Consider the following 24985-nt stretch of genomic DNA (forward strand, 5'->3'; position numbering starts at 1 on the left):
CGCCCGCACCCGGGGCGGGTGCGGGCGTCGGCGAGGCCGCCTCTCAACTGCCCTGCACAGCAGTACTGTTGATGTCGCTTCCTTACTTGCCGAGCCACATGTCGGGGCCGAACACCTCGTAGTGGATGTCGGCGGCGGGGATGCCGGCCTCCAGCAGCTGGGTGCGGACGGCGCGCATGAACGGCAGCGGGCCGCAGAGGTAGGCGACGGCGTCGGCGGGCACGTCCAGGCCGGTCAGGTCGACGCGGCCGGTGCGGTCGGCGGGGCACTCGCCCTCGGGGCGCTCGTACCAGACGTGCGCCTCGGCGTTCGGGAGCTTCTCGACCAGGCCGACGAAGTCCTCGCGGAAGGCGTGGGTGGACTCCTGCTGGTCGCCGTGGACGGCGATCACCCGGCGGGCGGCGCCGGTCTCGGCGAGGTGGTGAAGCATCCCGATGATCGGGGTGCAGCCGATTCCGGCGGAGGCCAGCACGACCGGGCGGTCCTCGTCGGCCAGCTGCACGTCGCCGAACGGGTGGCTGACCAGCAGGGTGGCGCCCTCGTCGACGTGCTGGTGCAGGTGGTTGGAGACCTCGCCGGCCGGGTCGCCGGCGACGCGCTTGACGGTGATCTGCAGGCCGCCCTCGGGCTGCCCGGACAGGCTGTACTGGCGGATCTGCTTGGCGCCGTCCGCGAGTTCGACCTGCACGGAGACGTACTGGCCGGGCTTGTGGGCCGGTACGGGGCCGCCGTCGGCCGGGCGCAGCAGGAAGGTCGCGACGTCGGCGGTCTCGGCGGTGCGGGACACCACCGTGTAGGGGCGGCGCTCGCCGCGGGTGCCGCTCTGCTCGTACAGGCGCTGCTCGATGGCGATCAGCGCGTTGGCCATCAGCCAGTAGACCTCTTCCCAGGCCTCGGCGACCTCGGGGGTGACGGCCTCGCCGAGCACCTCGACGATGGCGGCGAACAGGTGGTCGTGGACCACCTGGTACTGCGGGCCGGTGACGCCGAGGGAGACGTGCTTGTGGGCGATCCGGGCGAGCATGGCGTCGGGGCGCTCGTCGGGGTTGTTCACCAGGACGGTCGCGAAGGCGGCTATCGAGCCGGCCAGCGCCGACTTCTGGCTGCCGTCGGCCTGGTTGCCCCGGTTGAACAGGTCGCGCAGCAGCTCGGGGTGGGCGGCGAAGAGCCGGTGGTAGAACGAGCCGGTGATCTGCTCGATGGCCGCCCCCACCACGGGGAGGGTGGCACGCACGGTCTGCGCGGACTTCTCGGAGAGCATCCGGAGCTCCAAACTCGCATCTGAGATGCGTATTTTAAGGTGTGGGAATACCTACTGGTGACCGCTGATGACTGCCAGTGAGCACTGGCGACTGCTGTTGAGCTGCTACTGACCGCTTTCGGCAACCGGAAAGCGCTTTCCGAACATGTTCGGTCGACCTCCCCGAACAACCCCGCCGCCGCTACCCGCGCACGGGCAGTCCGAGCAGGACCGGGCCGGTCGGCGGACCGACCAGGTCGTCCACGGTCAGCGGATCGAGCGTCGCGAAGAACGCTTCCTGCGCCTGGCGCAGCACGCCGCGCAATCGGCAGGAGTGCCGCAGCGGACACGGCGGCTGGTCCTCGCAGCCGACCACGTCCCCGGCGCCCTCCAGCTCCCGAACGATCCGGCCGAGCGATCCGGTGCGGCCGGCGGCCGTGAGGGCAAGCCCTCCGCCGCGCCCGCGCCGGGCCTCGACCACGCCCAGGTGCTGGAGACGACTGACCACCTTCGCCGCGTGGTTGTAGGGGACGTCGACCGCCTCGGCCACCTCGCGGGTGGTCGGGGTCTGGTCCTCGTCCAGCACCGCCAGGCGCATGGCGATGCGCAGTGCGATGTCGGTGCTCTTGGTCAGCCTCACGGCGATGACTCTAGTGAATTCCGTATCTGAGATACCAATTCACCGCGTGTCTGGTGCGTCACGTTCCCCGCCCCCGCCGCGCCCCCGCCCGCCGCCGCCGCCACCGACCTCCCCGTTCGCGGCGCCCGGCCCGCCGCCGGTGATCCCCGTCACCCCTGTGCGCCGCACCCGCCGACGGCCCGCGCCCGCCCGTAGGCTCGGCACTTCCTGCTCGGTCCTGCTCGGTCCTGCTCGGTCCCGCTCGAAACGCTCCCCCTGTTCCCACTCCCCCGCGACGGAGGCCCACGGTGACGGCACGTCAGCTCCTCGATCTGCTGGTCGATCCCGGCAGCTTCACCTCCTGGGACGAGCCGATCACCGCAGAGCCGGCCGACCCCGACTACCGGGACGCGCTGGCCCGGGCCCGGGCCCACACCGGGCTGGACGAGGCGGTACTGACCGGCCGGGCCCTGCTGGACGGCCGGCCGCTGGCGCTGATCGCCTGCGAGTTCGGCTTCCTGGGCGGCTCGATCGGCGTCGCCACGGCGGAACGGATCACCCGTGCCGTGGAGCGCGCCACCGCCGAGCGCCTCCCGCTGCTCGCGCTGCCGGTCTCCGGCGGCACCCGCATGCAGGAGGGCTCCGCCGCGTTCCTATGCATGGTCCGGGTCACCGCCGCGATCCACGCCCACCGCGCCGCCGGCCTGCCGTACCTGTCCTACCTGCGCAACCCCACCATGGGCGGTGTGTTCGCGTCCTGGGGCACCCTCGGCCACCTGGTCCTCGCCGAACCGGGCGCCCGCCTGGGCTTCCTCGGCCCGCGCGTCTACGAGGAACTGCGCGGCGAACCCCTGCCGCCCACCGTCCAGCGCGCCGAGACCCTCGCCGCCAACGGCCGCCTGGACGCCATCGTCCCGCCGGACCGCCTGCACGCGTTCCTGTCCCGCACCCTCGCCGTCCTCACCGCCCGTCCGCCCCAGCCGGGTTCGCCGTCGCCCGCCGCCCGCGAAGCACCTCTGCCCGCCGGGGACGCCTGGGAATCGGTGCTCCGCAGCCGCCGCCCCGACCGCCTCTCCGCGCTCCAACTCCTCGACCACACCGCCGAGTTGTTCCTCCCCCTGGACGGCGACAGTGCGCTCGTCCGGGCCCTCGCCCTGATCGGCGGTCGCCCGGTGATGGTGGTCGCCCAGCAGCGCTCCGGCCCCGACCTCCCCGAACTTCCGTTCACAGCGGCGGACTTGCGGGCGGTGCGCCGACAGGCCGAACTGGCCGAGGAGTTGGGCATGCCGCTGCTCACCATGGTCGACACGTTCGGCGCCGAACTCTCCGTGGAGGCCGAACTCGACGGCGTGGCACTGGAGATCGCCCACTGCCTGACCACCCTGGTGGGTCTGCGCACGCCCGTCCTCGCCGTCCTGCTCGGCCAGGGCAGCGGCGGCGGAGCGCTCGCCCTGCTGCCCGCCGACCGGGTCATCGCCGCCCAGCACGCCTGGCTCGCCCCGTTGCCGCCCGAGGGCGCCTCCGCCATCGTCCACCGCGACGGCGAGCACGCTCCTCAACTCGCCCGCGCCCAGGGCATCACCGCCGCCGCCCTCGCCGCCACCGGCCTGGTCGACCAGGTCGTCCCCGAGACCGAAGACCCCGCCCACCTGCGCGACCACCTCGCCACCGCCATCACCCGCACCCTCGCCGAACTCGCCCAACTCCCCACCGCCGACCGCCTCGCCGCCCGCCGCACCCGCAACCGCCGCCTCGGCGGCCCGCTCACGGATTGAACGGCTTGAACGGCTTGAACAGCCGGTACCGGTCGGGCCGGACCACCCGCACGGTCCGGCCCTGCCCGAGGAGGTCCACCGCTTCCCGGACCCGGCCGAGTTCGACCAGCACGGCAACGACGCGTCCGCCGGGGTCGCCGTCCCGTGCGGCACCGCGAACGTGAACAAGACGCAGACTGTGACCGCCGTCCAGGTGGGCATGGGCGGCACCCAGGAGATCACCGTGGTCGCCGGCCTGACCGACGGTCCCGTGACGGCCGTCGAAACCGCCGACACCGTCACCGGCGGCGTCTACGTGCACCTCGCCCCGTCCGCGACCTTCCCGGGCAACGGCACCGTCACCCGGACCGGGCTACGACGACTGCGCCACCGGCACCCCGACCCCGGCCTCGGCGATCACCGCCCTCGACCAGGTCGACCCCGGCAACATCGCGGCCTCCGGAGAGGGCGTGGTCACCGTCCTCACTTGCAACGGCGCCAACCAGACCTTCAGCATCAACATCACCAGCTGCACCGGCAACGGCTTTATGAGCGGCGGCCCCCTTGCGAGCCAGGCCACGATTCCTACGCTCGGCGGGGGCTTCACCGGCCGCAGCACCGTCGACTACTCGCTCCTCCTCGGCTGACCGAGGACGTCCGGGCACGCCGACCGGACACCGACCCCCGGGGCCCGGGCCGCCGCACGACCCGTGCCCCGGGCATCGACGCGCGCAGGGCACCGGCCTCATCACGGCTCAGCGAGCTCACCGGACCGGCTTGGTATGGTCCATGCGCATGAGCGTTGATGTCGAGGTTGTTCGCGAGACAACTGACGAGTTGGTCGATGCCTTTGCCGGCCTGCTTCCGCAGCTGTCGGCAACCGCCCAGCCAATTGATCACGATGCGGGCGCCCGGATGGTGGGCAGCAACTCGAACAGTCTGCTGGTCGCCCGACTTGACGGAACGATCGTCGGGATGCTGACGCTGGTGATGTTCCCCCTTCCGTCCGGCCTACGGGCCCGCATCGAGGACGTCGTTGTCGATGGCGGAGCACGCGGACACGGCATCGGCAGGGCCCTGACCGATGAGGCAGTCCGCCTGGCCAAGGCCGCCGGCGCTCGGACCGTCGACCTGACCTCCCGTTCGTCCCGCGAGGCCGCGAACCGGCTCTACGAGCGGGTCGGCTTCGAAGCCAGGGACTCGAAGGTCTACCGGCTCACAATTTCCGAATGACACCTCAGGCCCTCGCACGCCGAGCCTGCGGAAAGCAGGCCGGCGAAGCGGTCTTCGGTCCGGATGGTGTCGTCCGGGGCTCCCGCCTCGGGGCTGCCGGCGCGCCATCCGTTGCCTCGGGGAGTCCGGGCCGCCGGTCACCACCTCCGTCTGTCTGCGCGCTCGCCGGTTCGAGGGATTGATCGCGGTGTCCCGTGGCGGGCGGGCCGCAACGGGAATCCCCCGTCCGAAGAGGTGCCCGTTCCCAGCCGGGCACCCTCGGAAGGGAGAACGTCATGCGTCGTCGTCTCATCGGGGTCGGCCTGCTGGCCGTCGCCGGCGTCCTCGCCATCTCCGTCCCCGCCCAGGCGGCAACCGGCCTCCTGGTGGTGAACGGGGTGCCCCACCAGGACCCCGCGCGCGGCTGCTACAGCGCCACGTCGCCGATCACCGTCCAGAACTTCACCAACTCGGTGGTGTTGCTGCACGCCGCAGCCAACTGCCAGGGCCCGGTGACGGCGGAGGTGAACCCCGGGAGGACCGCCACGGCCGTCGGTTCGAGCTACTTCGTCTTCTGAGCCCGCACACCACGGCGCACCGACGCGGGAGGCCGACAGACTCCGGCCTCCCGCGCCGCGTCACGCCGCTCAGCCGGCCGGCGGGGTCAGCTCCATCGCCCGTACGGCTGCTGCCAGCGCCGGTTCGTCGCCCACGTCCAGCGCCGTGTCCGCCAGCTTGATGACGTGCTCGTCACCGTGCGCCAGGGCCCGGTCGAAGACCTCCTCGGCGCTGAGGCCGCCGAGCGGGACGGGCGGCACGGCCGTGACCGGCGCGTACATCGCGGTGACCGCCGCAGCGGCCGTCCAGGCGGCGTGCAGGCTCGACGCCCACAGGGCCTGCGGGAGTGCGGGCAGGGTGCGCAGCACGGCGTTGGGCGCGGTGGCCGCGTGCACGAGCATCGTCTCCTCACCGTGGCCGTGGGTGGCGTACCGGTGGGTTGCCGCCCTTACCAGCTCGACGAGTTGACGGTGCGCCTCGGCGGGCTCGCACGTACCGGCGGCCCATCGCGGCAGCGCCTCGACATGGCCGATCCGGACCGGGAAGCCGCCGTCCTGGACGGTGATGCGCGGCACCAGTGCGAGCGTGGCGGACGCGCTCTCGGCGCCGGACAGCGAGACCGGCACCGTGACGGGACGGTGGCGGGCGGCCCAGTAGCCCAGGCCGTGGGCGAGTTCGGCGAGCCGGGGTTCGGTGACCGCACCCGTGCCCGTGCCCGTGCCCGTGCCCGTGCCCGTGCCCGACACGAGGGTGCGTACCGCGTGCCCCACCCGAATCACCGGGTGGGTCGAGCCGCCACAGATCCCCGGCAGCAGCCGCGGCCACCACTCGGCGAGCACCTCCCGCCAGGGACGTTCCGCGACCTCGCGCTCGAAGAACCCGATCCAGTCCGCCGCCCGTCCCGAATCCCCCAGCGCCGCACGCCAGTTGGCGGCCGTAATCCGTTCGACGCCGGCCGGGAAGTCCTCCAGCTTGTCGGCGTACAGGTCGAGCCACCGGTGCACCGACTGGGCCCGCCCGCGGGCGGCCAGCGCCTCGACGGCCATCGGCGCGTGGTTGGTGAGCCGCCCGAGCCGCTCGGGCCCGCAGCGGTGCAGTCGTTCGAGCGCCTCGTCCAGCGTTCCTGTCGCATCCATGCCGCCGACGGTAGGCGCAGCCGCAGGGCGGACGGAACGGGCTGGAGGCGTAGGCCGGACTCCCCACATCGGCCCAGGCCCTCCGGTCCGTGCGCTATCGGTCGGGGTTGCCCAGCCAGGCGGCGAGGGTGGCAAAGTCGCCTGCGCCCAGGCCGACTTCGGGATCGACCCGGTGGAGCAGCGCGGGGCCGGGGTGGTGATGGGCGACCCACTCGCGGTCGTCCTCGCCGATCTCGTCGTCGACCCAGACGAACGACGCCCCGGCCGCGTGGGCGACGAGGGCGGGCGCCTTCCAGTGCACACCGGCCGGCGCAGCGTCGATCGACAGGTCGGGCTCATCGGGCAGGACCGGCAGCGGCGGCAGACCGAGCAGCGGCGCGAGGCAGGCGTTCGCGTCGTCGAACCAGGTGGTGGCCCAGATCAACCGGCAGGGCAGCGCGGCGAGTTGAGGACCGAGCGCGGGGTCGACCCGCGACAGCAGGGGGTTGGACTCGCCGGTCAGCTCGCGGATGCGCCGCGCCGTCAGGTGGGAACGGTGGCGGGCCGGGTCACCGCCGAACGGGATCAACGGGCCGTCGACGTCGAGGTAGAGCAGGGGCAGCGGGGACTCCATGGGGCCGATGATGCCCGAGCGGGACGCCGCCCCGCACCTCTCACTGCCCCCGCAGCGGGTGCCTCACCATCGCGGCGAAGACGGGCGAGTCCGGGAACGGCTGCTGGGAACCGATCTGCCGGTAACCCCACGACGCGCAGCGGGCCTCCACCTTCCCGTCCCCGGCCCGCGGATCGACCAACCACGATGCGCACTCACAGCGCGAACGGCCGGTACTCCAAGGCCTGTTCGACCACCTCGACGGCTGTCGGCGACGGCCCCTTCGGCCAGAAGATCAAGTTGCTGACGTAACCGCTCGGGCAGCCGAGGCCGGCGCCCAACGCCGCCAACAGCCGGTCGATCTCAGCATCGTTGACATGGTCCGCGTCCATGATCCTCTGCACCATCGACACGGCAACCTCCCGAGCCATCACCACCACAGCCACCCCCTACCAAGCGAACGGGAACCTACAGATTCTGTCTCTTGATGCACTCAGGGACGCCAATCCTCGCGGTAGTCAGAGTGTTCGGCATAGATGGGGTCTGTCGATCGACCGGGAGTCTCGATCGGGTGGTCGCGGGCCCTGCCCGGCATGAGAGCAGGGCTTGGCGGTATGCGGGGGAAAATCCAGGGGAGCGGACGGCCGCGCGCTGCTACGGTCGGGCGCCATGAGCTGGCTTCCCGATGACTTCGTCCACCCCGTCCTGGTACCGCTGCCGGGCGGCGGCCATCACCTGCGGCCGATCCGGGAGGCGGACACCCCGCTCGACTATCCGGCTGTGATGGGTTCGCGCGAGCGGCTGTGGACCATCTTCGGCCCGGCCTGGGGCTGGCCAGCGGCCACCATGACCTACGAGGCCGACCAGGCCGACCTGTTGCGGCACGAGAAGGAGATCGCCGCACATCAGTCCTTCAACTACGCGCTGTTCGACGCGGCGGAGACAGCTCTGCTCGGCTGTGTCTACATCGACCCGCCGGAGAGGGCCGGCGCGGACGGCGAGATCTCCTGGTGGGTGGTGGACGAGCTGGTGGGCAGCCAGGTCGAGCAGGCCCTCGACGCGCTGGTGCCGAAGTGGATCGCCGCCGACTGGCCGTTCGAGCAGCCGCGCTTCCTCGGCCGCGAGATCTCCTGGTCGGACTGGCTCGCCCTGCCGGAGCATCCCGGCACGTAAGCGGCTGTTGCCCGTACCCGGACCGGTCTCGAAGGCTGCCGATCGAACGGGAGTCCCGATCGAATGACTGCGGCGGTTTCCGCGCACAGGCCGTCGGGCCGTCACGCCGTCAGGCCGTCAGGCCGTCAGGCCGTCAGGCCGTCAGGCCGTCAGGCCGTCAGGCCGTCAGGCCGTCAGGAGGGCGTCGGCCAGCCAGTCGGCGGTGTCCGGGAGCCAGTCCGACGGGGCGTTGCCGAGCAGGTGGTTGCCGTGGGGGACGTGCAGGACCTCGGCGTGCGGGAGGTCGGCGGCGAGGGCTTCCGCGTTGGTGACGCCGGGGATCCGGTCTTCGCCGCCCTCGACCAGCAGCAGCGGGCAGTGGAGTCGTGGGGCGAGCGCGGCCAGGTCCACGCTGTCGGCGAACGCGCGGGCGGCGGCCGGGCTGCCGCAGCGCTGGGTGAGGGTGGCGGTGACGAACGGGACGAACGCCTCCCACTCCAGGTGGTACGGGCCGCTGATCAGAGCGGCTGCCCGGATGCGCGGGTCGTGGGCGGCCGCTGCCGCGGCGAGGTAGCCGCCCATGCTGAGGCCGACCACGGCGATCTGTCCGAGGTCGAGGTCGAGCTCCCACGTGCCGGCGGTCTCCGCGAGCACGTCGAGGGCTCGGGAGACGGCCCGCCGGTGGTCCGCCGCGATCAGTGCCGACGTGGTGGCCAGCACGCCCTGGCCGGGCCCGTCGATCGCCAGGACGGCAAGGTCGCGAGCGAGCAGCGCGTCCGCGAGGGCGTGGAACTCCTCCTTGGCAGAGTCCATGCCGGGGATCACCACCGCAACGGGAAAGCGCTTACCCTCCGCATTCACGCCCGTCGGGGTGCGCAGCCAGCCGGTGAAGCCGTCGCCGGACAGACGGCGGGCGCGTGGTTCGAGCAGGGCCAGCGCCTGCTCCATCGAACGGTCCGACTCCCGCTCGTTGCCCTCGGCCCGCGCCCGGTCGGGGTCGGGGATCAGGGCGGCCAGGTGGAACCAGCGGGCGGCCACGCGGTGGCGTTCGCCGGCGGTCCGGGTACGGCCGCGCGCGGCGGCCTGTTCGGCGGCGGCGCGGTGTCGGAGCGCGGCCGCCCGGCACGCGTCGGGCCACTGGAGCAGGGACTCCAGCGAGGCGGTGACGCGGTCGTACTCGTAGAGGTCGATGCCGGCGCCGTGGGCCCTCGGGCGGGTCTCCGCGGTGAAGCCGGCGGCCATGCCGGGGGCGGAGAGGAAGGAGAGGTGGTCGGTCATCAGTGTGCGGTCCTCCGGAACGGGTGCCGACCAGCCAGGCCGACAGATCGACAAATCAACACCACGGCACGGGATCGCTTCAGGACGACGGCAGCACAGCGCCCCACTCCCCACTCCCCCGCGCTCTCAATACAGCGATCATCATCAATCAATTGATGTCTGTCAATGTCTGAACAATGAGCAGCCCTTGTAGCATCGGCGCATGGGAATGCCTGCCAGCGACCGCCTCGGTTTCGATCTGCACCTCGCCGACCAGGAACTGCTGGCCGCCAAGCGCACCGCCGTCGAGCCCGCCGGGCTGACGGTGCCTCAGTACGCGGCCCTGTTCGTGCTGGCCGAGAACGCGGGCATCAGCGGCGCCGCACTCGCCCGGGCCTGCCACGTCACCCCGCAGGCGATGGCCGTCCAACTCCGCCACCTGACCGACCGCGGCCTGGTGGAACGCGCCCCGCACCGCTGGCACCGCAACGTCCTGGAGACCCGCCTCACCGACAGCGGCCGCGCCGCGCTGGAACTCGCCGACGACCGGGCCGGCTTCATCGAAGAGGCCTTGCAGGCCGAGTTCACCCCCGCCGAGCGCGACCAGCTCCGCCACCTCCTGGCCCGCGCCACCGCCGCACTCCGCGCGGCCGCCGACGACCTCGGCTGACAGCCGCCGCCGTACCGCCGGCACCCGCTCCAACACCCGCTCCGACACCCGCTCCCGGACACCCTCGCCCGGTCGCCGAACCCGGCGCCTCGCACCGCCGGCACCCGAACCCGGTGCCCACGTCAACACAGACCGCTCTCGGCCACACGGTGACTTCACCGGGCGCGGCTCGTTGAACGGGTCGTGCCAGCGCCAGGGCAGATCAACGCAGCGACGGACGTCCGGCCCGCAGAGCGAGCCACGCTCGGGATACTGACGCGCGCCTTCCCGCCCGAACTCGTCGACCAGGTGCTGATCGACTGCGGACGGGTCGAGCAGCGCAACCGCCTGCTGCCGGCCCGGGTGGTGGTCTACTTCGTCCTCGCGATGGCGCTGTTCGGCGGCCACGGATACCCGGACGTCGGCCGGCTGCTGGTCCGCGACCTGGAGCGGGAACCCTGGTGGCCGCAGGGTCGTCAACTGCCCACCGCCGCCGCGATCGGACGGGCCCGGCTGCGGCTCGGGGCGGAGCCGCTGCGCCGCCTGTTCGAACAGACCTGCCCACCGCCGGCCGCCCGCGCCACCGCCGATGCGTGGTACCGCGGCCGCCGGCTGGTCGCCCTGGACGGCGCGATCCTCGACATCCCGGACACCCAGCCGAACGCCGATCACTTCGGCCACTCCGTCCGCACCACCGCCCGAGCAGACCGAGCCGCCCGCACCACCGCCCGAGCCGCCACGAGGCCGCCGGCCCGGCCCGCCGACGAGGAGTCCGTCAGCTACCCGCAGGCCCGCGTCAGCGCCCTGGTCGAGTGCGGCACCGGCACCGCGCTCACCGCCGACGTCGGGCCGCTGTCGACCCACGAGCGCGCCCTCGCCGAGGCCATCTACCCGACGCTGACCCGCGACATGATCGTCCTCGCCGATCGCGGCACCACCGACCCCGCGACCTGGCAGGCAGCCCTCGCAGGCGGCGCGGACCTGCTCTGGCAGGTGCCGTCCCGCCTCCAACTCCCCTTCACCACGCGGCTGGACGACGGCTCCCACCTGACCGCCCCGTCCGGCGAACCTGTCGGCACCGGCGGCCCCGCCCACCGCGCACAGGTCCGCGTCATCGACTTCACCCTCGACACCGACCGCCGCAACGACCCGCCCCACCGGCTGCTCACCTCCCTGCTCGACCCCGCCGACGCCCCGGCCGCCGACCTCGCCGCCCGCTACGCCCACCAGTCCCGCAGCGGGACGGCGCTCGACCGCCTGACGCCGCCTCAACCGGCCCGCACGCTACGCTCCCGCCACCCCGACGGCATCGAGCAGGAGATCTTCGCCCTGCTGCTCCTCGACCGCGCCTTCCCCACCGCCGGACCCTCCGCCGGACCCTCCGCCGGGCCCGCCACCGCGCCCACCGCCGCCGTCCCTGCCCAGGCAGCGCCGCCCACCGTGCAGGTAGTGTCCGCGCCCCACTGACGCACCCGCTGACGACCCCACCGACGCACCCACCGACGCACCCGGGGTCGCACCCAGGGGACGGCGCGGTGTGGCCAATGTCGCACAGCGGATCTCCGCAGCTCGTGGGGGGTATGACGGTCGGCTGCAGGTAGGCTGCGGGCTGCCCGTCCCCCGAGCTGTGAGGAGTTTGCGCGTGTCTGCGATCACCGTGGTGGGGATCGGTGCGGACGGCTGGCCGGGGCTGTCCCCGGCCGCCCGGGAGGCGCTGTGCGCGGCGGACGCGGTGCTGGGCGGGGCCCGGCAGTTGGCGCTGCTGCCGGACGAGGTGACGGCGGAACGGGTGTCGTGGCCGTCGCCGTTGCGCCCGGCGGTGCCGGGGTTGCCGGACCGGTTCGCGGGACGGCGGCTGGTGGTGCTGGCGAGCGGCGATCCGATGTTCTACGGGATCGGGCGGACGCTGGTCGAGTGCGGCATACCGGCGTCCACGCTGCGGGTGCTGCCGCATCCGTCCTCGGTGTCGCTGGCGTGCGCCCGGCTGGGCTGGGCGGTGGAGGAGACCGAGGTGGTGACGCTGGTCGGCCGCGCCCCGGAGACCCTGCACGCGGCGCTCTACCCGGGCCGCCGCATCCTGGTGCTGAGCGCGAACGCCTCGACTCCGGCGCTGGTGGCGAAGCTGCTGACGGAACGCGGCTTCGGCCCGAGCCGGATCCGGGTGCTGGAGCAACTCGGCGGCTCCGCCGAGGCATTGCACGAAGGCGTGGCGGACGGCTGGTCGCTGCCGCCGAGCGATCCGCTGAACGTGCTGGCGATCGACTGCGCGGCCGCCGACCCGAACGCGCCACGCCAGCAGCTGACTTCCGGCCTGCGTGACGAACTCTTCGAATCCGACGGACAGTTGACGAAGCGTCACATTCGCGCGGCGACGCTCGCGGCGCTCGGTCCGGCCCCGGGCGAGCTGCTCTGGGACATCGGCGGCGGCTCCGGCTCGATCGGCATCGAGTGGCTGCGGGCGCACCGCAGTTGCCGGGCGGTCAGTGTGGAGCGCGACCCGGTGCGGGTGGAGCGGATCATCCGCAACGCGGCCGCCCTGGGGGTGCCGCGGCTGCGGGTGGTGCACGGAGCGGCGCCGGCGGCGCTGGCCGAACTGGACGTCCCCGACGCGGTGTTCGTCGGCGGCGGGCTGACCGTGCCGGGCGTGCTGGAGGCCTGCTGGGCCGCGCTGCGGCCGGGTGGGCGGCTGGTGGCGAACACGGTGACGCTGGAGTCGGAGGCACTGCTGACGCAGTGGTACCGGCGCTGCGGCGGCGAGTTGGTGAAGCTGAGCGTCGCGCACGCGGTGCCGGTGGGCGGGTTCACGGGGTGGCGGCAGGCGATGCCGGTGACGCAGTGGAGCGTCGTCAAGGACGGCGGCAAGGGCGACGGTGCCGGGACAGCCGGTGCGGTCGAGGAAGTCGGAGGAGCAGCGAAGTGACGGTCTTTTTCATCGGTGCCGGTCCGGGTGCGGCCGATCTGATCACGGTGCGCGGTCAGCGCACGCTGGCGAGCTGCGGGGTGTGCCTGTACGCGGGGAGTCTGGTGCCGCAGGAGTTGCTGGCGGACTGCCCGCCGGGGGCGCGTCTGGTGGACACCGCGAACCTCGACCTCGACCAGATCATGGCGGAGATCGTCCGGGCGCACGGCGAGGGCCAGGACGTGGCGCGGCTGCACTCGGGCGATCCGTCGGTGTTCTCGGCGATGGCGGAGCAGATGCGTCGCCTGGACGCGGCGGACATCCCGTACGAGGTGGTGCCGGGCGTTCCGGCGTTCGCGGCGGCCGCGGCGGCGCTGAAGCGGGAGTTGACGGTCCCGACGGTCGGGCAGACGGTGATCCTGACCCGGGTGGCCCGGCAGGCGACGCCGATGCCGCCCGGCGAGGATCTGTCCGTCCTCGGCAAGAGTGGCGCCCTCCTCGTTCTGCACCTGGCGGCCCGTTACGTGGACAGCATCGTCGAGGAACTCCTCCCCCACTACGGCCCGGACTGCCCGGCCGCGGTGGTGGCGATGGCCAGCCGCCCCGACGAGCTGGTCCTGCGCGGCACCCTCGGCGACATCGCCGTCCAGGTGAAGGCCGCGGGCGTGCTCCGCACCGCGGTCATCATCGTCGGCCGCACCCTGGCGGCGACGGAGTTCCGCGACAGCCACCTGTACTCCACCACCCGCAGCCGGTAGGCCGGCCGCAGCGGGTAAGCGCTTTCCCGTTCCGCCCCGCCAGCAGGCCCGCGCAACGGGAAACCGCTTACCCGCTCCACCCCGCCAGCAGGCCCAGGCAACGGGAAACCGCTTACCCGCTCCACCCCGCCAAGCAGGCCCGGGCAAGGGGTAAGCGCTTTCCCGCTCCCGGCGGGCGGCCCAGCACTCAGCCCGGCGCTCAGCCCAGTGAGGCGACGAAGGCCTTGGCCCGGCGGGTGATTTCGGCCCAGTCGCCGGCGGCGACGGTCTGCGGGGGGACGACGTCGGTGCCGGCGCAGACGGCGAGGGCGCCGTTGTCGAGGAAGGCCTTGGCGTTGGTGGCGTTGACGCCGCCGGAGGCGACCAGGGGGACGTCGGGGTAGGGGCCGCGGAGGTCCTTGAAGTAGCCGGGGCCGAAGGTCTTGGCGGGGAAGATCTTGACGGCGGCGGCGCCGAGGTCGAGGGCTTCGGCGACCTCGCTGGGGGTCAGGGCGCCCATGACGACGGGGATCTCGGCGGCGCGGGCAGTGGCGGCGACGGCGGGCCGCAGGCCGGGGGTGACGAGGAACTGGGCGCCGGCGTCGATGCCTTCGCGGGCCTGTTCGGCGGTGAGGACGGTGCCGACGCCGATCCGGCAGCCGGCCTTCGCGGCGGCGGCGACGTGGCGGGTCACGTCCGGTGTGGTGAAGGTGAGCTCGGTCCACTCGATGCCGCCTGCGGCGAGTGCTTCACAGAGGGCGACCGAGTCGGGGATCTCCGGTGCGCGTACCACGGCTATCACGGGCTGTGCGGCCAACGCGGCACGCAGATCGGTCACTTCGGTTCCCATGTCTCCAACTCCTGGTGTTTCACAAACCTGTGGCACCCACTCGGGGCACCGATTGCGCAAAGGCGCGCTCATTCCCCGGCGGCCCGCACCAGCCCGTCGGCGTCGCGTCGCAGGGCGCGGCCGGCCAGGTCGCCGGTGGGTTTGCCGTCGGTGAGGGCGGCGATGCCGCCGAGCAGGACGTGGGCGATGCCTTCGGCGGGGCGGCGGGGGTGGTCGAAGGTGGCGGTGTCGCGGACGGTCTCCGGGTCGAAGAGGACCAGGTCGGCGTGGTGGCCGGGGCGGATCAGTCCGCGTCGGTCGAGGCGCAGCCGGCGGGCGGGTCGGCCGGTCATCCGGGCGATGGCCTGTTCGAGGGTGAGGACGCCCAAGTCCCGGCTGTAGTGGGCGAGGTAGCGCGGGAAGGTTCCCCAGGCGCGGGGGTGGGGTCGGGCGCCGACGAGCAGGCCGTCGCTGCCGACGGTGTGCGCGGGGTGCCGCATGATGGCGCGGACGTTCCCCTCGTGGCCGACGTGCTGGAGGATGGTGGTGCCCAACTGGTCGGCGAGCAGCAGGCCGAAGAACACTTCGGTGCCGGTGCGGCCCTGTTCGGCCGCGAGTTCGGAGATCTTCCGGCCGACGACGGCGGTGAGGGCGGTGTTGCGGACGCCGGAGATCTGGATGGTGCCCCAGTCGGTGACGACGCCGTGGCAGCCGTCGCTGCCGTGTTCTTCGACGTCGGTGCGGATGCGGTCCCGCGCGGCGGGGTCGGCGAGCCGGCCGAGGGTGGCTTCGGGTCCGCCTTCGGTGGCCCAACTGGGCAGCAGGGCGGCCAGGGTGGTGGAGCCGGGCAGGTAGGGGTAGCTGTCGAGGGTGACGTCGATGCCGTCGGCGAGGGCGCTGTCGACCAGGGCGAGGAATTCGCCGGCGCGGCCTTCGTTGACTCCGAAGTTCATGGTGGCGTGGGTGAGGTGCAGCGGGCAGCCGGATCGCCGGGAGATCTCCACCATCTCCGCGTAGCCTTCCAACGCGCCTGCCCCGTAGGAGCGTTGGTGGGGTGCGTGGTAGCCGCCGCGGGCGGCGACGAGGCGGCAGAGTTCGACGAGTTCGGCGGTGTCGGCGTACATGCCGGGGGTGTAGGTGAGGCCGGTGGACATGCCGACCGCGCCGTCGGCGAGCGCCTGGTCCAACAGGGCCCGCATCCGGTCGAGTTCGTCCTCGGTCGGCGGTCGGTTGTCCCACCCCATGGCGAGGGTCCGGATGGTGCCGTGCGGGGCGAGGTAGCAGGCGTGGGCGCCGATGCCGCCGTCGAGGCGGTCGAGGTACTGGGCGACGGTGCGCCAGTTCCAGTCGAAGTCGTCGGGGTCGCCGTTCCAGCCTGCGAGTTGGCGGCGCAGTGCGACGAGGGCGATGTCGTCGACGGGGGCGTAGGACAGGCCGTCCTGGCCGAGGACGTCGAGGGTGACGCCCTGGGTGATGCGGGAGGGGTGGTCGGGTTCGACGAGCAGGTTGAGGTCGGAGTGGGCGTGCAGGTCGATGAAGCCGGGGGCGAGGACGAGGCCGTCGGCGTCGATGGTGCGGCGGGCGGTGAGGCCGTGGCCGATCTCGTCGATGCGGCCGTCGGCGTCGATGGTGACGTCGGCGCGGTAGCGGTCGGCGCCGGTGCCGTCGATGACGGTGGCGGCGCGCAGCAGCAGGTCGGGCATCAGAAGTACGTCCTCACCAGGTCGACCACGCGCGGGTGTTGGGCGTCGGCGTGGTCGAGGACGGGGATGAGGTTCCACTTGTCGAAGGCGGTGCAGGGGTGGGAGAGGCCGAGTCGGACGACGGCGCCGATCGGGGCGTGTTCGCCAGCGCCGCGCAGGAAGGTGTGCTGGTCGTTCAGTGCGGTGACTTCGGCGTCCTTCAATGCGCCCGTGCCGCGGACGAGTTGGGGTTCGGGGAGGCCTTCGTCGAACGGCAGGTCGCGCTTTCCGGCGTCCAGCAGGGCGAGTTGGGGTTCGGGGTGGGAGACCACGCGGGCCCAGCCGTGCATGGCGGAGTGCAGGGGGGTGGCGCCGGTGGTGCGGGCGAGGGGGGAGATGCCGCGGTAGAAGCCGTCGTCGTGGGCGAGGTAGGCGCCGGCCCGGACGATGACCGTGGTGCCGGGGAACTCGCTTGCGAGGGGGGTGAGTTCTTCGGCGACGGTGTCGAAGTAGGCGCTGCCGCCGGCGGTGACGACGGGGGTGGCGGTGGGGTAGTCGGGGGCGAGGCGGCGGTGCAGTTCGGCGAGGTCGCGCAGGTAGTCGCGGACGGCGGCGAGTGCGGTGTCGGAGGCGTCGTGGGCGAGGGCGCCTTCGTAGCCGCCGACGCCGGCCAGGCGGAGGGTGGGGGCGGCGTGCACGGCGGCGGCGACGTCGAGGGCGGCGGGGATGCCGCGGGCGCCGGTGCGGCCGCCGGGGCCGCCGAGTTCGACCAGGACCTCGACGGGTCGGCGGGCGCCGGCGGCGCGCAGGGCGGCGTCCATCTGCCGGACGCTGTCGGCGGAGTCGACCCAGGAGACGAAGGCGAAGTCGGGGTCGTGGTCGAGTTCGGCGGCGAGCCAGGCGAGGCCGGCGGGGTCGAGCAGGGTGTTGGCGAGCAGCAGGCGCTGGACGCCGAAGGCGCGGGCGACGCGCAGCTGGGGCAGGTTGGCGAGGGTGATGGCGTGGGCGCCGGCGGCGAGTTGGGCCTGCCAGAGGGCGGGGGCCATGGTGGTCTTGCCGTGCGGGGCGAGCAGCACGCCGGTCTCGCGGCACCAGGCGGCCATGGTGTGCAGGTTGTGGTCGAGGGCGGCGGCGTCGAGGGTGAGCAGCGGGGTGCCGAGGCCGTCGAGGGTGGGGCCGGTGGCGAGCCAGTCGCGGACGGTGCGGCCCGAGGCGTCGGCGGGGGCGGCCTTGAAGCGCCAGTCGAGCACTTCGTCGGCGAGGGCGGCGACGGCGGCGGTGTCGATGCCGGGCCCGTGGGCGGGGTCGGCGAAGAAGACGGGTTCCGCGGAGGGAACGGTTTCCGCGGCGGAGGCGGGCCCGGCAGGAACGGGCCCGGCGGAGGAGGCGGGCTCCCCGGTGGAGGAGGCGGGCCCGGCGGAGGAGGCGGGCTCCCCGGCGGAGCGGTGTCCGGTGTGCTGGTGCTGGTGTGCTGCCGTGTCACCCATGGCTGTCCCTGCCTCCGTTCCGGTCCCGGCTCGCCCGACGAGCTGGGATGTTGCAACATGCGCAACCTCTATTGCGCATGTTGGTGTTACGGTTCTAGCATTCACGCCGGATGGCGGTCAACGGACCGCGACGCGGCCCGTCCACCCTCCCACCTGGTACGCAGCGCCCGGACTCACCGCCGAGCACCGGCCGCGCGGGCCGTCGTGGCGGGAGCGGGGGGCGCGGGCCCGAGGGTGAGGGAGCGGGATTGATGGCGGATCAGGACGGCGGGGCGGCGACCGCCCGGGCGGTGTGCCTGGGCGAGTCGATGGCGGTGCTGCTGCCCGACCGGCCGGGACCGTTCGAGGCCGTCGGCGCGTTCCGGCCCTCGGTGGGCGGCGCGGAGTCCAATGTCGCTTCGGCGCTCGCGGCGCTGGGGGTGCCGACCGCGTGGATCAGCCGGGTCGGCGCGGACGGCTTCGGGCGCCGGCTGACCGGCGACCTGGCGGCGGCGGGCGTGGACGTCTCCGCGGTCGCGGTGGACCCGCACCGGCCGACCGGCGTCTACCTGAAGGAGACCGGCGGCTCCGGCCTTCCGCACGACCTCGGCGCGGGCCGCTCCCGCCTGCACTACTACCGCACCGGTTCGGCGGCCTCCGCGCTCTCCCCCGCCCTGCTGGACGACCCGGCGGCGGCCGCGCTGCTCGACCGGGCCCCGCTGCTGCACCTGACGGGCATCACGCCCGCCCTGTCGGACGACTGCCTGGCCCTGGTGCGCGCGCTGCTGGCCCGCCGTCGGCCGGGCCGGCTGGTCTCCTTCGACCTCAACTGGCGTCCGGCGCTGTGGCGCCGGCGCGACCCGTCGGTGCTGCCGGCCCTGCTGGACGCCGCCGACGTGCTGCTGCTCGGCGCGGACGAGGCCGAGGACGCGTTCGGCACCGGCGATCCGACCGCACTGAGAAAGCGCTTTCCCTCTCCCTCCGTGCTGGTCGTCAAGGACGCCGGACACCTCGTCACCGCGCTCGACCGGGACGGCGGTGCGGTCACCGAGGCCGCGCTCGCCGTGGAGGTGGTCGAGCCGACCGGCGCGGGCGACGCCTTCGCGGCCGGCTACCTGGCCGGCACTCTGCGCGGACTCGACCAGCGTTCCCGGCTGCGGCTCGGCCACCTGTCGGCGGCCAGTGCGCTGACCGCGCCCGCCGACCACGGCACGCTGCCGGACGCCCGTACGGTGGCCGCGCTGCTCGCCGCCGACGAGCGGGCCTGGGCGGCGACCCGGGTCCGCGCGTCCGGCATCACCTCCCCCGCGCTCGACTCGGCGGTCGTCGGGCCGCGTAACCTCCCCGAAGCCCTCGAAACCCTCGGAACATCGGGACACCCATGAGCCAGACCGTCACCCGCGCCCTGCGCCTGCTCGCCGAACTCGGCGAGGGCGAACGCTCCCTGGACCAGCTGGCCGACCTGATCGGCGTGCACAAGACCACCGTGCTGCGGCTGTTGCAGACCCTGGAGGAGGAGCGGTTCGTCCACCGCGACGCCCAGTACCGCTACCACCTGGGCGCGGGCCTGTTCGCGCTGTCCAGCCTCGCACTGGAGCAGCGCGGCATCCGGCGCACCGCGGCCCCGCACCTGGCGGAGCTGAACGCGGCGACCGGCCAGACCGTGCATCTGGCCGCGTACGAGGGCGGCGAGGTGGTCTACATCGACAAGTACGACTCCCGGCATCCGGTGCGGATGTACTCGCGGATCGGGCTGCGGGCGGCGCTGCACAACACGGCCGTGGCGAAGGTCCTGCTGGCCGACCTGCCGCCCGCGGAGCGCCGCCGGGTGGTGGCCACCATAGAGTTCACCGTCCACACGCCGAACACCATCACCAGTCCGCACGCGCTGCTCGCCGAACTGGAGCAGGTCGCCGCGCAGGGCTGGGCGCAGGACCACGCCGAGCACGAGGCGTTCATCAACTGTGTGGCCGCGCCGATCCGGGACGTCTCCGGCCGGGTGGTCGCCGCCGCCTCCATCTCGGTGCCGGACGTCGTCCTGCCCTACGAGCAGGTGCTCGACCTGCTCCCCCAGCTGCTCGCCTGCACCCGGGCGATCTCCGCCGACGCGGGCCTCCCCGCCCGCGGCAGTTTTTCCTGACCCATCGTCAATTCTCCTCTGGAGCACCGCACATGAGCGACAAGATCGAGATCCGCACCGACGGCGCGCCCGCTCCGGCCTGGATGTTCTCGCAGGGCGTCCGCAAGGGCCCGATCCTGCAGGTCTCCGGTCAGGGCCCGCAGGACCCGGCCACCGGCGAGTACCTGTACCACGGCGACGTGAAGGCCCAGACCCGCCGCACCCTGGAGAACGTCAAGGCCATCGTGGAGGCCGGCGGCGCGACCATCGAGGACGTCGTGATGTTCCGCGTCTACCTCACCAAGCGCGCCGACTTCCCGCTGATGAACGAGGTCTACGCCGAGTTCATCGACGAGAACGTCAAGCCGGGCGGGGTGAAGCCCTGCCGCACCACCATCTTCGTCGAACTCCCCCAGGAGCCCATGCTGGTGGAGATCGACGCCCAGGCCGTCGTCACCGACTGACACCGCCACGACGCCACCACCACGCCGCCATGACGCCATGACGCCATGACGACGCCGCGACGTCACCGCGCGGAGGGGCCTCGACGGATGCCGCCGGGGCCCCTCCGGCGTCCCCGGTGTCCCCGGCGGGCCGGTTAGGCTGGTGTGTCCGAACCGCGTCGGCCTCCGGGAGTCCGCCCATGCACGTCCTGATCCTCGGCGGTACCAGTGAGGGCCGCCGGTTGGCGGAGGTGCTGGCGGCCGATCCGGCGTTGCGGGTGACGAGTTCGCTGGCGGGCCGGGTGGCGCAGCCGCGGTTGCCGGCCGGGGAGGTGCGGGTCGGCGGGTTCGGCGGGGCGGCGGGGCTCGCGGGGTGGTTGCGCGGGCACCGGGTGGACGCGCTGATCGACGCGACGCATCCGTTCGCGGAGACGATGAGCCGCAATGCGGCGGTGGCCGCCGCCGAGACGGGTGTTCCGCTGTTGGCGCTGCGGCGGCCGAGTTGGCTGCCCGAGGACGGCGACCGGTGGCATCCGGTGCCGAGTCTGGCCGCGGCGGCGGACGCGCTGCCCGGGCTCGGTGCGCGGGTGTTCCTGACCACCGGACGTCAGGGCATCGCCGCGTTCGCGCATCTGGACGCGCTCTGGTTCCTGGCGCGTTCGGTCGAGCCGCCGGTGGCGCCGATGCCCGCGTCGGTCGAAGTCCTCTTGGAGCGTGGGCCGTTCGCGCTCGACGGGGAGCGCGAGCTGCTGCGGGCGCACCGGATCGACGTGCTGGTCACCAAGGACAGCGGCAGCGCCGCCACCGCCCCGAAGCTGACCGCCGCCCGCGAGCTCGGGCTGCCGGTGGTGGTCGTCCGGCGCCCGGCCGCCCCGCAGGGCGTGCGGACCGCCCCGGACGTCGCCGGGGCGGTCAACTGGCTTCAGGAGCTGAGGAGTCAGGCCTCCGGGTAGCGGCGCGGCGTCCACACCACGTCGCGTTCTTCGCCGCGCTGCACCCACTGGGTCTGGGTGGAGCCGATCAGCAGCAGGGTGCGCATGTCGACGTCGGCGGGGTCGAGGTCGGCGAGGGCGACGGTGCGGACGCGTTCGGTGGGGCCGCCGACGTCCCGGGCCAGCACCACGGGGGTCGCCGGGTCGCGGTACTCCAGCAGCAGGTCCCGGGCCGAACCGACCTGCGTGGTGCGGGACTTGGAGCCGGGGTTGTACAGCGCGAGGACCAGGTCGGCCTCGGCGGCGGCGCGCAGCCGGCGGGCGATCACCTCCCACGGCTTGAGCCGGTCGGAGAGCGAGATCACCGCGTAGTCGTGGCCGAGCGGCGCGCCGGCCCGGGACGCGGCGGCGTGCGCGGCGGTCATGCCGGGCAGCACGCGCACGGCGACGTCCCGGTACGGGTCCTCGCAGGCGGCTTCCAGCACGGCGGTGGCCATCGCGAAGACGCCGGGGTCGCCCGAGGAGACGACCGCGACGCGGCGGCCGCGACGTGCCAACTCCAGGGCGAATTCCGCGCGTACGCCTTCGACCTTGTTGTCGGAGCCGTGCCGGACCTGCCCGGCGCGGACCGGCACCCGGTCCAGGTAGGTGGTGTAGCCGACCAGGTCGGTCGCATTGGCGAGCGCGCCGCGGGCCTCGGGCGTCAGCCACAGCGGCCCGGCCGGTCCGGTGCCGACCACCACCACCTCGCCCAACGGCGGTTCGCCGTCGGTGAGTTCGGGGGCGGCCAGCGCCTCGAACGGCTGCCCTTCGGAGTCGAGGGCGGCGACCCGGCTGGGCACCACGGCGACCGAGAAGTACGGCACGCTGTCGGCGTCGATCTCGGCGAGCCGGCCGGTGCGTTCGCCGTCCATGGTGGCGCGTTCGACGTAGCGGGCCTCGGCCAGCCGCCCGGAGCGTTCCAGGGCGCGGCGCACGGTGGGGAAGGTGCGGCCGAGCTTCATGACGACGGCGGAGTCGGTGGCGGCGAGGCGGGCCGTCAGCTCTTCCTCGGGCAGGGTGCCGGGGATGATCGTCAGCACTTCCTCGGCCTCCACCAGCGGGGTGCCCAGGCGGGCGGCGGCGGCGCTGATCGAGGTGACGCCGGGCACCACCTCGGTGGGGTAGCGGTGGGCGAGGCGCTTGTGCATGTGCTGGTAGGAGCCGTAGAACAGCGGGTCGCCCTCGGCGAGGACGACGACGGTGCGCCCGGCGTCGAGGTGCGCGGCGAGCCGCTCGGACGCTTCCTGGTAGAAGTCGTCGAGCGCGCCGCGGTAGCCGCCGGGGTGGTCGGTGGACTCCACGGTGACGGGGTACATCAGGCGCTCTTCGATCTGACGGCCCGTCAGGTACCGTTCGGCGATGGCCCGGGCGTGCGAGCGGCCGTGCCGGGCACTGTGGTAGGCGATGACGTCGGCCTGACCGATGAGTTCGGCGGCGCGCACCGTGATCAGCGAAGGGTCGCCCGGTCCGACGCCGACGCCGTACAGCCGGCCGACCGCAGCGTTGTTCTGACGTTCCGTCATTCCTGTTCGCTCGCAATCGCGTTGATCGCGGCAGCGGCTATCGCGCTGCCGCCCCGGCGGCCCCGGACCACCAAGTGCTCCAGGGCGGCGGGGTGTTCGGCCAGGGCCTGCTTGGACTCGGCGGCGCCGATGAAGCCGACGGGAACGCCGATCACGGCGGCGGGCCGGGGCGCGCCGGCCTCGATCAGCTCCAGCAGGCGGAACAGCGAGGTGGGGGCGTTGCCGACGGCGACCACCGCGCCTTCCAGGCGGGGCAGCCAGAGTTCCATGGCGGCGGCGCTGCGGGTGGTGCCCATGGCGCGGGCGAGTTCGGGCACCGACGGGTCGGTGAGGGTGCAGATCACCTCGTTGTCGGCGGGCAGCCGCTTGCGGGTGACGCCGCTGGCGACCATGTTGACGTCGCAGAGGATCGGCGCGCCCGCGCGCAGGGCGCGGCGGGCGTCGGCGACCACATCGGGCGACCAGAGCAGGTCCTCGACCAGGTCGGTCATGCCGCAGGCGTGGATCATCCGGACGGCGACCTGCGCGACGTCGGCGGGCAGCGCGGCGAGGTCGGCCTCGGCGCGGATGGTGGCGAAGGACTGGCGGTAGATGGCCGCGCCGTCCTTCTCGTAGTCGATCATCAGGTCCTCCGCCATTCGGCATTGCGCGCCTCGGCGACTGCTTCGGCGGTCTCGTACTCGGTCGGGTCGTGCTCGGTGCGGTCGTTCTCGGTGCGGTCGCACTCAGTGCGGCCAGTACGGCCAGTACGGCCGGTGCCGCCGGTGCGGCCGTTCTCGGTGGAGTCGTTCGGGGTCGCCGGGCCGGTCTCGCGGGTCCGGCCTTCCACGGTGACGCGGTGTCCGGTGCCGGTGGCCAGCACGTCGACCCAGCGTCCGGCGGGGTGTCCGCAGCGGCGTTCGCAGCCGGACCAGTGCACGGGCAGGCCTTCGACGGGGACGGCCGCGATCGCACGGGCGGCCTGTGCGCGGACGTCGGCAAGCGCTTTCCCGCAGCCGGGCAGGCCGGTGCAGGCGGTGACGCCCTCCCAGGGGCCGCCGGACTCGACCCGGAAGCCCGCGTCGGCGAGGCGCGGCAGCCATTCGGCCCCGGCACTGGGCACCACGACGCCGCGCCACGGGGTGAGCCGCACGCTGTCGCCGCCGTCGCCCGGCCCGAGCGCGTCCGCAAGCAGTCGCCACTGCGCGCTGTTGGCCCGCCCGAACCGCAGCCCGACCGACACACCACCCCCGACCGGTACGGCACCCCCGACCGGCACGGCACCGTCGACCGCCACACCACCCCCGACCGACACCGCACCGCCGACCGACACAGCGTCGCCGACCGCGCCCAGCAGGGGCCGCTCCCCGGTGAACCGGGGCAGCGGCGTCTCCCCCTCCGGCAGTTCGCCCTGCACCTCGCGCAGGTGCCAGGCCCGGCCGGCGGCCAGCTCCAGGAAGCGGCGGGCGGCGTTGAGCGCGGCGGGCACGGGGTCGTCGACGAGGGTGGCGCGGCGGGCGCGGCCGAGGCGCAGCAGGGCGCGACCGTCGCCGACTGCGATCAAGGTCACATCGGCGTCGAGGGCGGCGATGTCGCCGCGGCCGTCGTCGAGGGCGAACAGGAACTTCCCGGAGAGCCGGGCGGCCCACGGCGCGGCGCACAGGGCGGCGTCCAACTCCCGTACCCAACGGGGGAGTTCCACCGAGGCGGCACCGCGTCCGTCGAGGCCGGCGAGCGGCGAGGCGACGATGTTGCGGACGCGTTCATGGGTGTCGGAGGGCAACAGGCCGACGGCGCGCAGTCGTTCGGCGAGGTCGGCGGCGCACTGTGCGGTCAGGCCGCGCAGCTGGGCGTTGCCGCGGGAGGTGATCTCGATCTCGCCGTCGCCGAGCGCGTCCGCCGCGTCGGCGATCGCGAGAATCTGACGGTACGTCAAGTAGCCGCCGGGGAGGCGGAGTCGGGCGAGGTGTCCGTCCTCGGCGGGGTGCAGGCGGAGCGCGCCGGGGCAGGCGTCGGCGCGGCCTCGGTCGGGCCCGACGGAGGGTGCCGCGAGGGCGTCGGGTGTGGGTGGCATGGCGGCGAGCATACCCATGGCCGCGCGTCGCGCCAGTGCGCCGGCTCCCGCTCCCGGGGTTCGAGTGCCCGGCGTCTGCCCAGCTCAGCGG

Annotated in this window: 26 protein-coding genes; 13 read left to right on the forward strand and 13 right to left on the reverse strand. The window is 73.6% G+C overall.

Features of this window, described 5'->3' with window-relative positions; all coding sequences use genetic code 11:
• Positions 1 to 82: 82 nt before the first annotated feature.
• Positions 83 to 1261, reverse strand: a complete 1179-nt coding sequence (locus ACFV4P_RS07140) for a globin domain-containing protein (protein ID WP_380468190.1) — start codon at positions 1259 to 1261, stop codon at positions 83 to 85.
• 181 nt (positions 1262 to 1442) lie between these two features.
• The gene (locus ACFV4P_RS07145) at positions 1443 to 1880 is read right to left on the reverse strand and encodes an Rrf2 family transcriptional regulator (RefSeq protein ID WP_073808751.1); all 438 of its coding nucleotides are present in this window, start codon (positions 1878 to 1880) and stop codon (positions 1443 to 1445) included.
• Between the two features lie 287 nt (positions 1881 to 2167).
• Between ACFV4P_RS07145 and ACFV4P_RS07150 the strand changes: the two genes are divergently transcribed.
• The gene (locus ACFV4P_RS07150) at positions 2168 to 3634 is read left to right on the forward strand and encodes a carboxyl transferase domain-containing protein (RefSeq protein WP_380468192.1); all 1467 of its coding nucleotides are present in this window, start codon (positions 2168 to 2170) and stop codon (positions 3632 to 3634) included.
• Here the strand turns inward: ACFV4P_RS07150 and ACFV4P_RS07155 are convergent.
• Positions 3624 to 3746, reverse strand: a complete 123-nt coding sequence (locus tag ACFV4P_RS07155) for a hypothetical protein (protein WP_380468194.1) — start codon at positions 3744 to 3746, stop codon at positions 3624 to 3626. The genes ACFV4P_RS07150 and ACFV4P_RS07155 overlap by 11 nt on opposite strands.
• Positions 3747 to 4083: 337 nt before the next feature.
• Between ACFV4P_RS07155 and ACFV4P_RS07160 the strand changes: the two genes are divergently transcribed.
• The 3 genes from ACFV4P_RS07160 to ACFV4P_RS07170 all read left to right on the forward strand — a co-directional run bounded on the left by ACFV4P_RS07160 (position 4084) and on the right by ACFV4P_RS07170 (position 5403).
• Complete coding sequence (locus ACFV4P_RS07160; RefSeq protein ID WP_380468196.1) at positions 4084 to 4260, forward strand: hypothetical protein; 177 nt, start codon at positions 4084 to 4086, stop codon at positions 4258 to 4260.
• Positions 4261 to 4408: 148 nt separating this feature from the next.
• On the forward strand, positions 4409 to 4846 hold the full coding sequence (locus tag ACFV4P_RS07165; RefSeq protein WP_380468198.1) for a GNAT family N-acetyltransferase: 438 nt from the start codon (positions 4409 to 4411) through the stop codon (positions 4844 to 4846).
• A gap of 275 nt (positions 4847 to 5121) precedes the next feature.
• Positions 5122 to 5403 (forward strand): hypothetical protein, encoded by a 282-nt coding sequence (locus tag ACFV4P_RS07170; protein ID WP_380468200.1) that lies wholly within the window; start codon positions 5122 to 5124, stop codon positions 5401 to 5403.
• A gap of 69 nt (positions 5404 to 5472) precedes the next feature.
• Here ACFV4P_RS07170 and ACFV4P_RS07175 read toward each other — a convergent pair whose 3' ends face one another.
• From ACFV4P_RS07175 to ACFV4P_RS07185, 3 genes are all read right to left on the reverse strand, one after another.
• Positions 5473 to 6519 carry a questin oxidase family protein gene (locus ACFV4P_RS07175; protein WP_380468202.1) on the reverse strand — a complete coding sequence of 349 codons (1047 nt, stop codon included), beginning with the start codon at positions 6517 to 6519 and terminating at the stop codon, positions 5473 to 5475.
• Between the two features lie 94 nt (positions 6520 to 6613).
• Positions 6614 to 7132: a hypothetical protein gene (locus tag ACFV4P_RS07180; RefSeq protein ID WP_380468204.1), complete on the reverse strand. Its 519-nt coding sequence runs from the start codon at positions 7130 to 7132 to the stop codon at positions 6614 to 6616.
• A 194-nt stretch (positions 7133 to 7326) separates the two neighbouring features.
• Positions 7327 to 7518, reverse strand: a complete 192-nt coding sequence (locus tag ACFV4P_RS07185; protein ID WP_380469118.1) for an e9imm peptide — start codon at positions 7516 to 7518, stop codon at positions 7327 to 7329.
• 262 nt (positions 7519 to 7780) lie between these two features.
• Between ACFV4P_RS07185 and ACFV4P_RS07190 the strand changes: the two genes are divergently transcribed.
• Positions 7781 to 8284 (forward strand): N-acetyltransferase, encoded by a 504-nt coding sequence (locus ACFV4P_RS07190; protein ID WP_380468206.1) that lies wholly within the window; start codon positions 7781 to 7783, stop codon positions 8282 to 8284.
• 165 nt (positions 8285 to 8449) lie between these two features.
• Here the strand turns inward: ACFV4P_RS07190 and ACFV4P_RS07195 are convergent, their stop codons facing one another.
• Positions 8450 to 9541 (reverse strand): alpha/beta hydrolase family protein, encoded by a 1092-nt coding sequence (locus tag ACFV4P_RS07195; RefSeq protein WP_380468208.1) that lies wholly within the window; start codon positions 9539 to 9541, stop codon positions 8450 to 8452.
• Between the two features lie 202 nt (positions 9542 to 9743).
• Here ACFV4P_RS07195 and ACFV4P_RS07200 point away from each other — a divergent pair, with 202 nt between their 5' ends.
• The 4 genes from ACFV4P_RS07200 to cobM all read left to right on the forward strand — a co-directional run bounded on the left by ACFV4P_RS07200 (position 9744) and on the right by cobM (position 13826).
• On the forward strand, positions 9744 to 10190 hold the full coding sequence (locus ACFV4P_RS07200) for a MarR family winged helix-turn-helix transcriptional regulator (RefSeq protein ID WP_380468210.1): 447 nt from the start codon (positions 9744 to 9746) through the stop codon (positions 10188 to 10190).
• 183 nt (positions 10191 to 10373) lie between these two features.
• On the forward strand, positions 10374 to 11636 hold the full coding sequence (locus ACFV4P_RS07205) for an IS4 family transposase (RefSeq protein ID WP_380468212.1): 1263 nt from the start codon (positions 10374 to 10376) through the stop codon (positions 11634 to 11636).
• Between the two features lie 175 nt (positions 11637 to 11811).
• Positions 11812 to 13089 carry a precorrin-6y C5,15-methyltransferase (decarboxylating) subunit CbiE gene (gene cbiE / locus ACFV4P_RS07210; RefSeq protein ID WP_380468214.1) on the forward strand — a complete coding sequence of 426 codons (1278 nt, stop codon included), beginning with the start codon at positions 11812 to 11814 and terminating at the stop codon, positions 13087 to 13089.
• Positions 13086 to 13826, forward strand: a complete 741-nt coding sequence (cobM, locus tag ACFV4P_RS07215) for a precorrin-4 C(11)-methyltransferase (protein WP_073808768.1) — start codon at positions 13086 to 13088, stop codon at positions 13824 to 13826. The genes cbiE and cobM overlap by 4 nt, the downstream gene beginning before the upstream one ends.
• Before the next feature lie 199 nt (positions 13827 to 14025).
• Here cobM and ACFV4P_RS07220 read toward each other — a convergent pair whose 3' ends face one another.
• From ACFV4P_RS07220 to ACFV4P_RS07230, 3 genes are all read right to left on the reverse strand, one after another.
• The gene (locus tag ACFV4P_RS07220) at positions 14026 to 14655 is read right to left on the reverse strand and encodes a bifunctional 4-hydroxy-2-oxoglutarate aldolase/2-dehydro-3-deoxy-phosphogluconate aldolase (RefSeq protein WP_380468216.1); all 630 of its coding nucleotides are present in this window, start codon (positions 14653 to 14655) and stop codon (positions 14026 to 14028) included.
• Positions 14656 to 14723: 68 nt separating this feature from the next.
• Positions 14724 to 16337 (reverse strand): amidohydrolase family protein, encoded by a 1614-nt coding sequence (locus ACFV4P_RS07225; protein ID WP_380468218.1) that lies wholly within the window; start codon positions 16335 to 16337, stop codon positions 14724 to 14726.
• Positions 16337 to 17803 (reverse strand): amino acid deaminase, encoded by a 1467-nt coding sequence (locus ACFV4P_RS07230; protein ID WP_380468220.1) that lies wholly within the window; start codon positions 17801 to 17803, stop codon positions 16337 to 16339. Before ACFV4P_RS07230 ends, ACFV4P_RS07225 begins: the two co-directional genes overlap by 1 nt.
• Positions 17804 to 18054: 251 nt before the next feature.
• Between ACFV4P_RS07230 and ACFV4P_RS07235 the strand changes: the two genes are divergently transcribed.
• The 4 genes from ACFV4P_RS07235 (at position 18055) to ACFV4P_RS07250 (ending at position 21297) form a co-directional block, all read left to right on the forward strand.
• Positions 18055 to 19167, forward strand: a complete 1113-nt coding sequence (locus tag ACFV4P_RS07235; RefSeq protein ID WP_380468222.1) for a sugar kinase — start codon at positions 18055 to 18057, stop codon at positions 19165 to 19167.
• Positions 19164 to 19922: an IclR family transcriptional regulator gene (locus ACFV4P_RS07240; RefSeq protein ID WP_380468224.1), complete on the forward strand. Its 759-nt coding sequence runs from the start codon at positions 19164 to 19166 to the stop codon at positions 19920 to 19922. The genes ACFV4P_RS07235 and ACFV4P_RS07240 overlap by 4 nt, the downstream gene beginning before the upstream one ends.
• Positions 19923 to 19954: 32 nt before the next feature.
• Positions 19955 to 20365, forward strand: coding sequence for a RidA family protein (locus tag ACFV4P_RS07245; protein WP_073808776.1), 411 nt, complete (start codon positions 19955 to 19957; stop codon positions 20363 to 20365).
• 179 nt (positions 20366 to 20544) lie between these two features.
• Complete coding sequence (locus tag ACFV4P_RS07250) at positions 20545 to 21297, forward strand: cobalt-precorrin-6A reductase (protein ID WP_380468226.1); 753 nt, start codon at positions 20545 to 20547, stop codon at positions 21295 to 21297.
• Here the strand turns inward: ACFV4P_RS07250 and ACFV4P_RS07255 are convergent.
• Genes ACFV4P_RS07255 through ACFV4P_RS07265 form a run of 3 tightly spaced genes read right to left on the reverse strand, consistent with a single transcriptional unit; the run spans position 21282 to position 24894 of the window.
• Positions 21282 to 22841 carry a precorrin-2 C(20)-methyltransferase gene (locus ACFV4P_RS07255; RefSeq protein ID WP_380468228.1) on the reverse strand — a complete coding sequence of 520 codons (1560 nt, stop codon included), beginning with the start codon at positions 22839 to 22841 and terminating at the stop codon, positions 21282 to 21284. The genes ACFV4P_RS07250 and ACFV4P_RS07255 overlap by 16 nt on opposite strands.
• Positions 22838 to 23464, reverse strand: a complete 627-nt coding sequence (locus tag ACFV4P_RS07260) for a precorrin-8X methylmutase (protein ID WP_380468230.1) — start codon at positions 23462 to 23464, stop codon at positions 22838 to 22840. Before ACFV4P_RS07260 ends, ACFV4P_RS07255 begins: the two co-directional genes overlap by 4 nt.
• Positions 23464 to 24894, reverse strand: coding sequence for a hypothetical protein (locus tag ACFV4P_RS07265; protein ID WP_380468232.1), 1431 nt, complete (start codon positions 24892 to 24894; stop codon positions 23464 to 23466). Before ACFV4P_RS07265 ends, ACFV4P_RS07260 begins: the two co-directional genes overlap by 1 nt.
• Positions 24895 to 24985 lie beyond the last annotated feature (91 nt).

This window comes from Kitasatospora sp. NPDC059795 (genome assembly GCF_042732175.1).
Taxonomy (GTDB): Bacteria; Actinomycetota; Actinomycetes; order Streptomycetales; family Streptomycetaceae; genus Kitasatospora.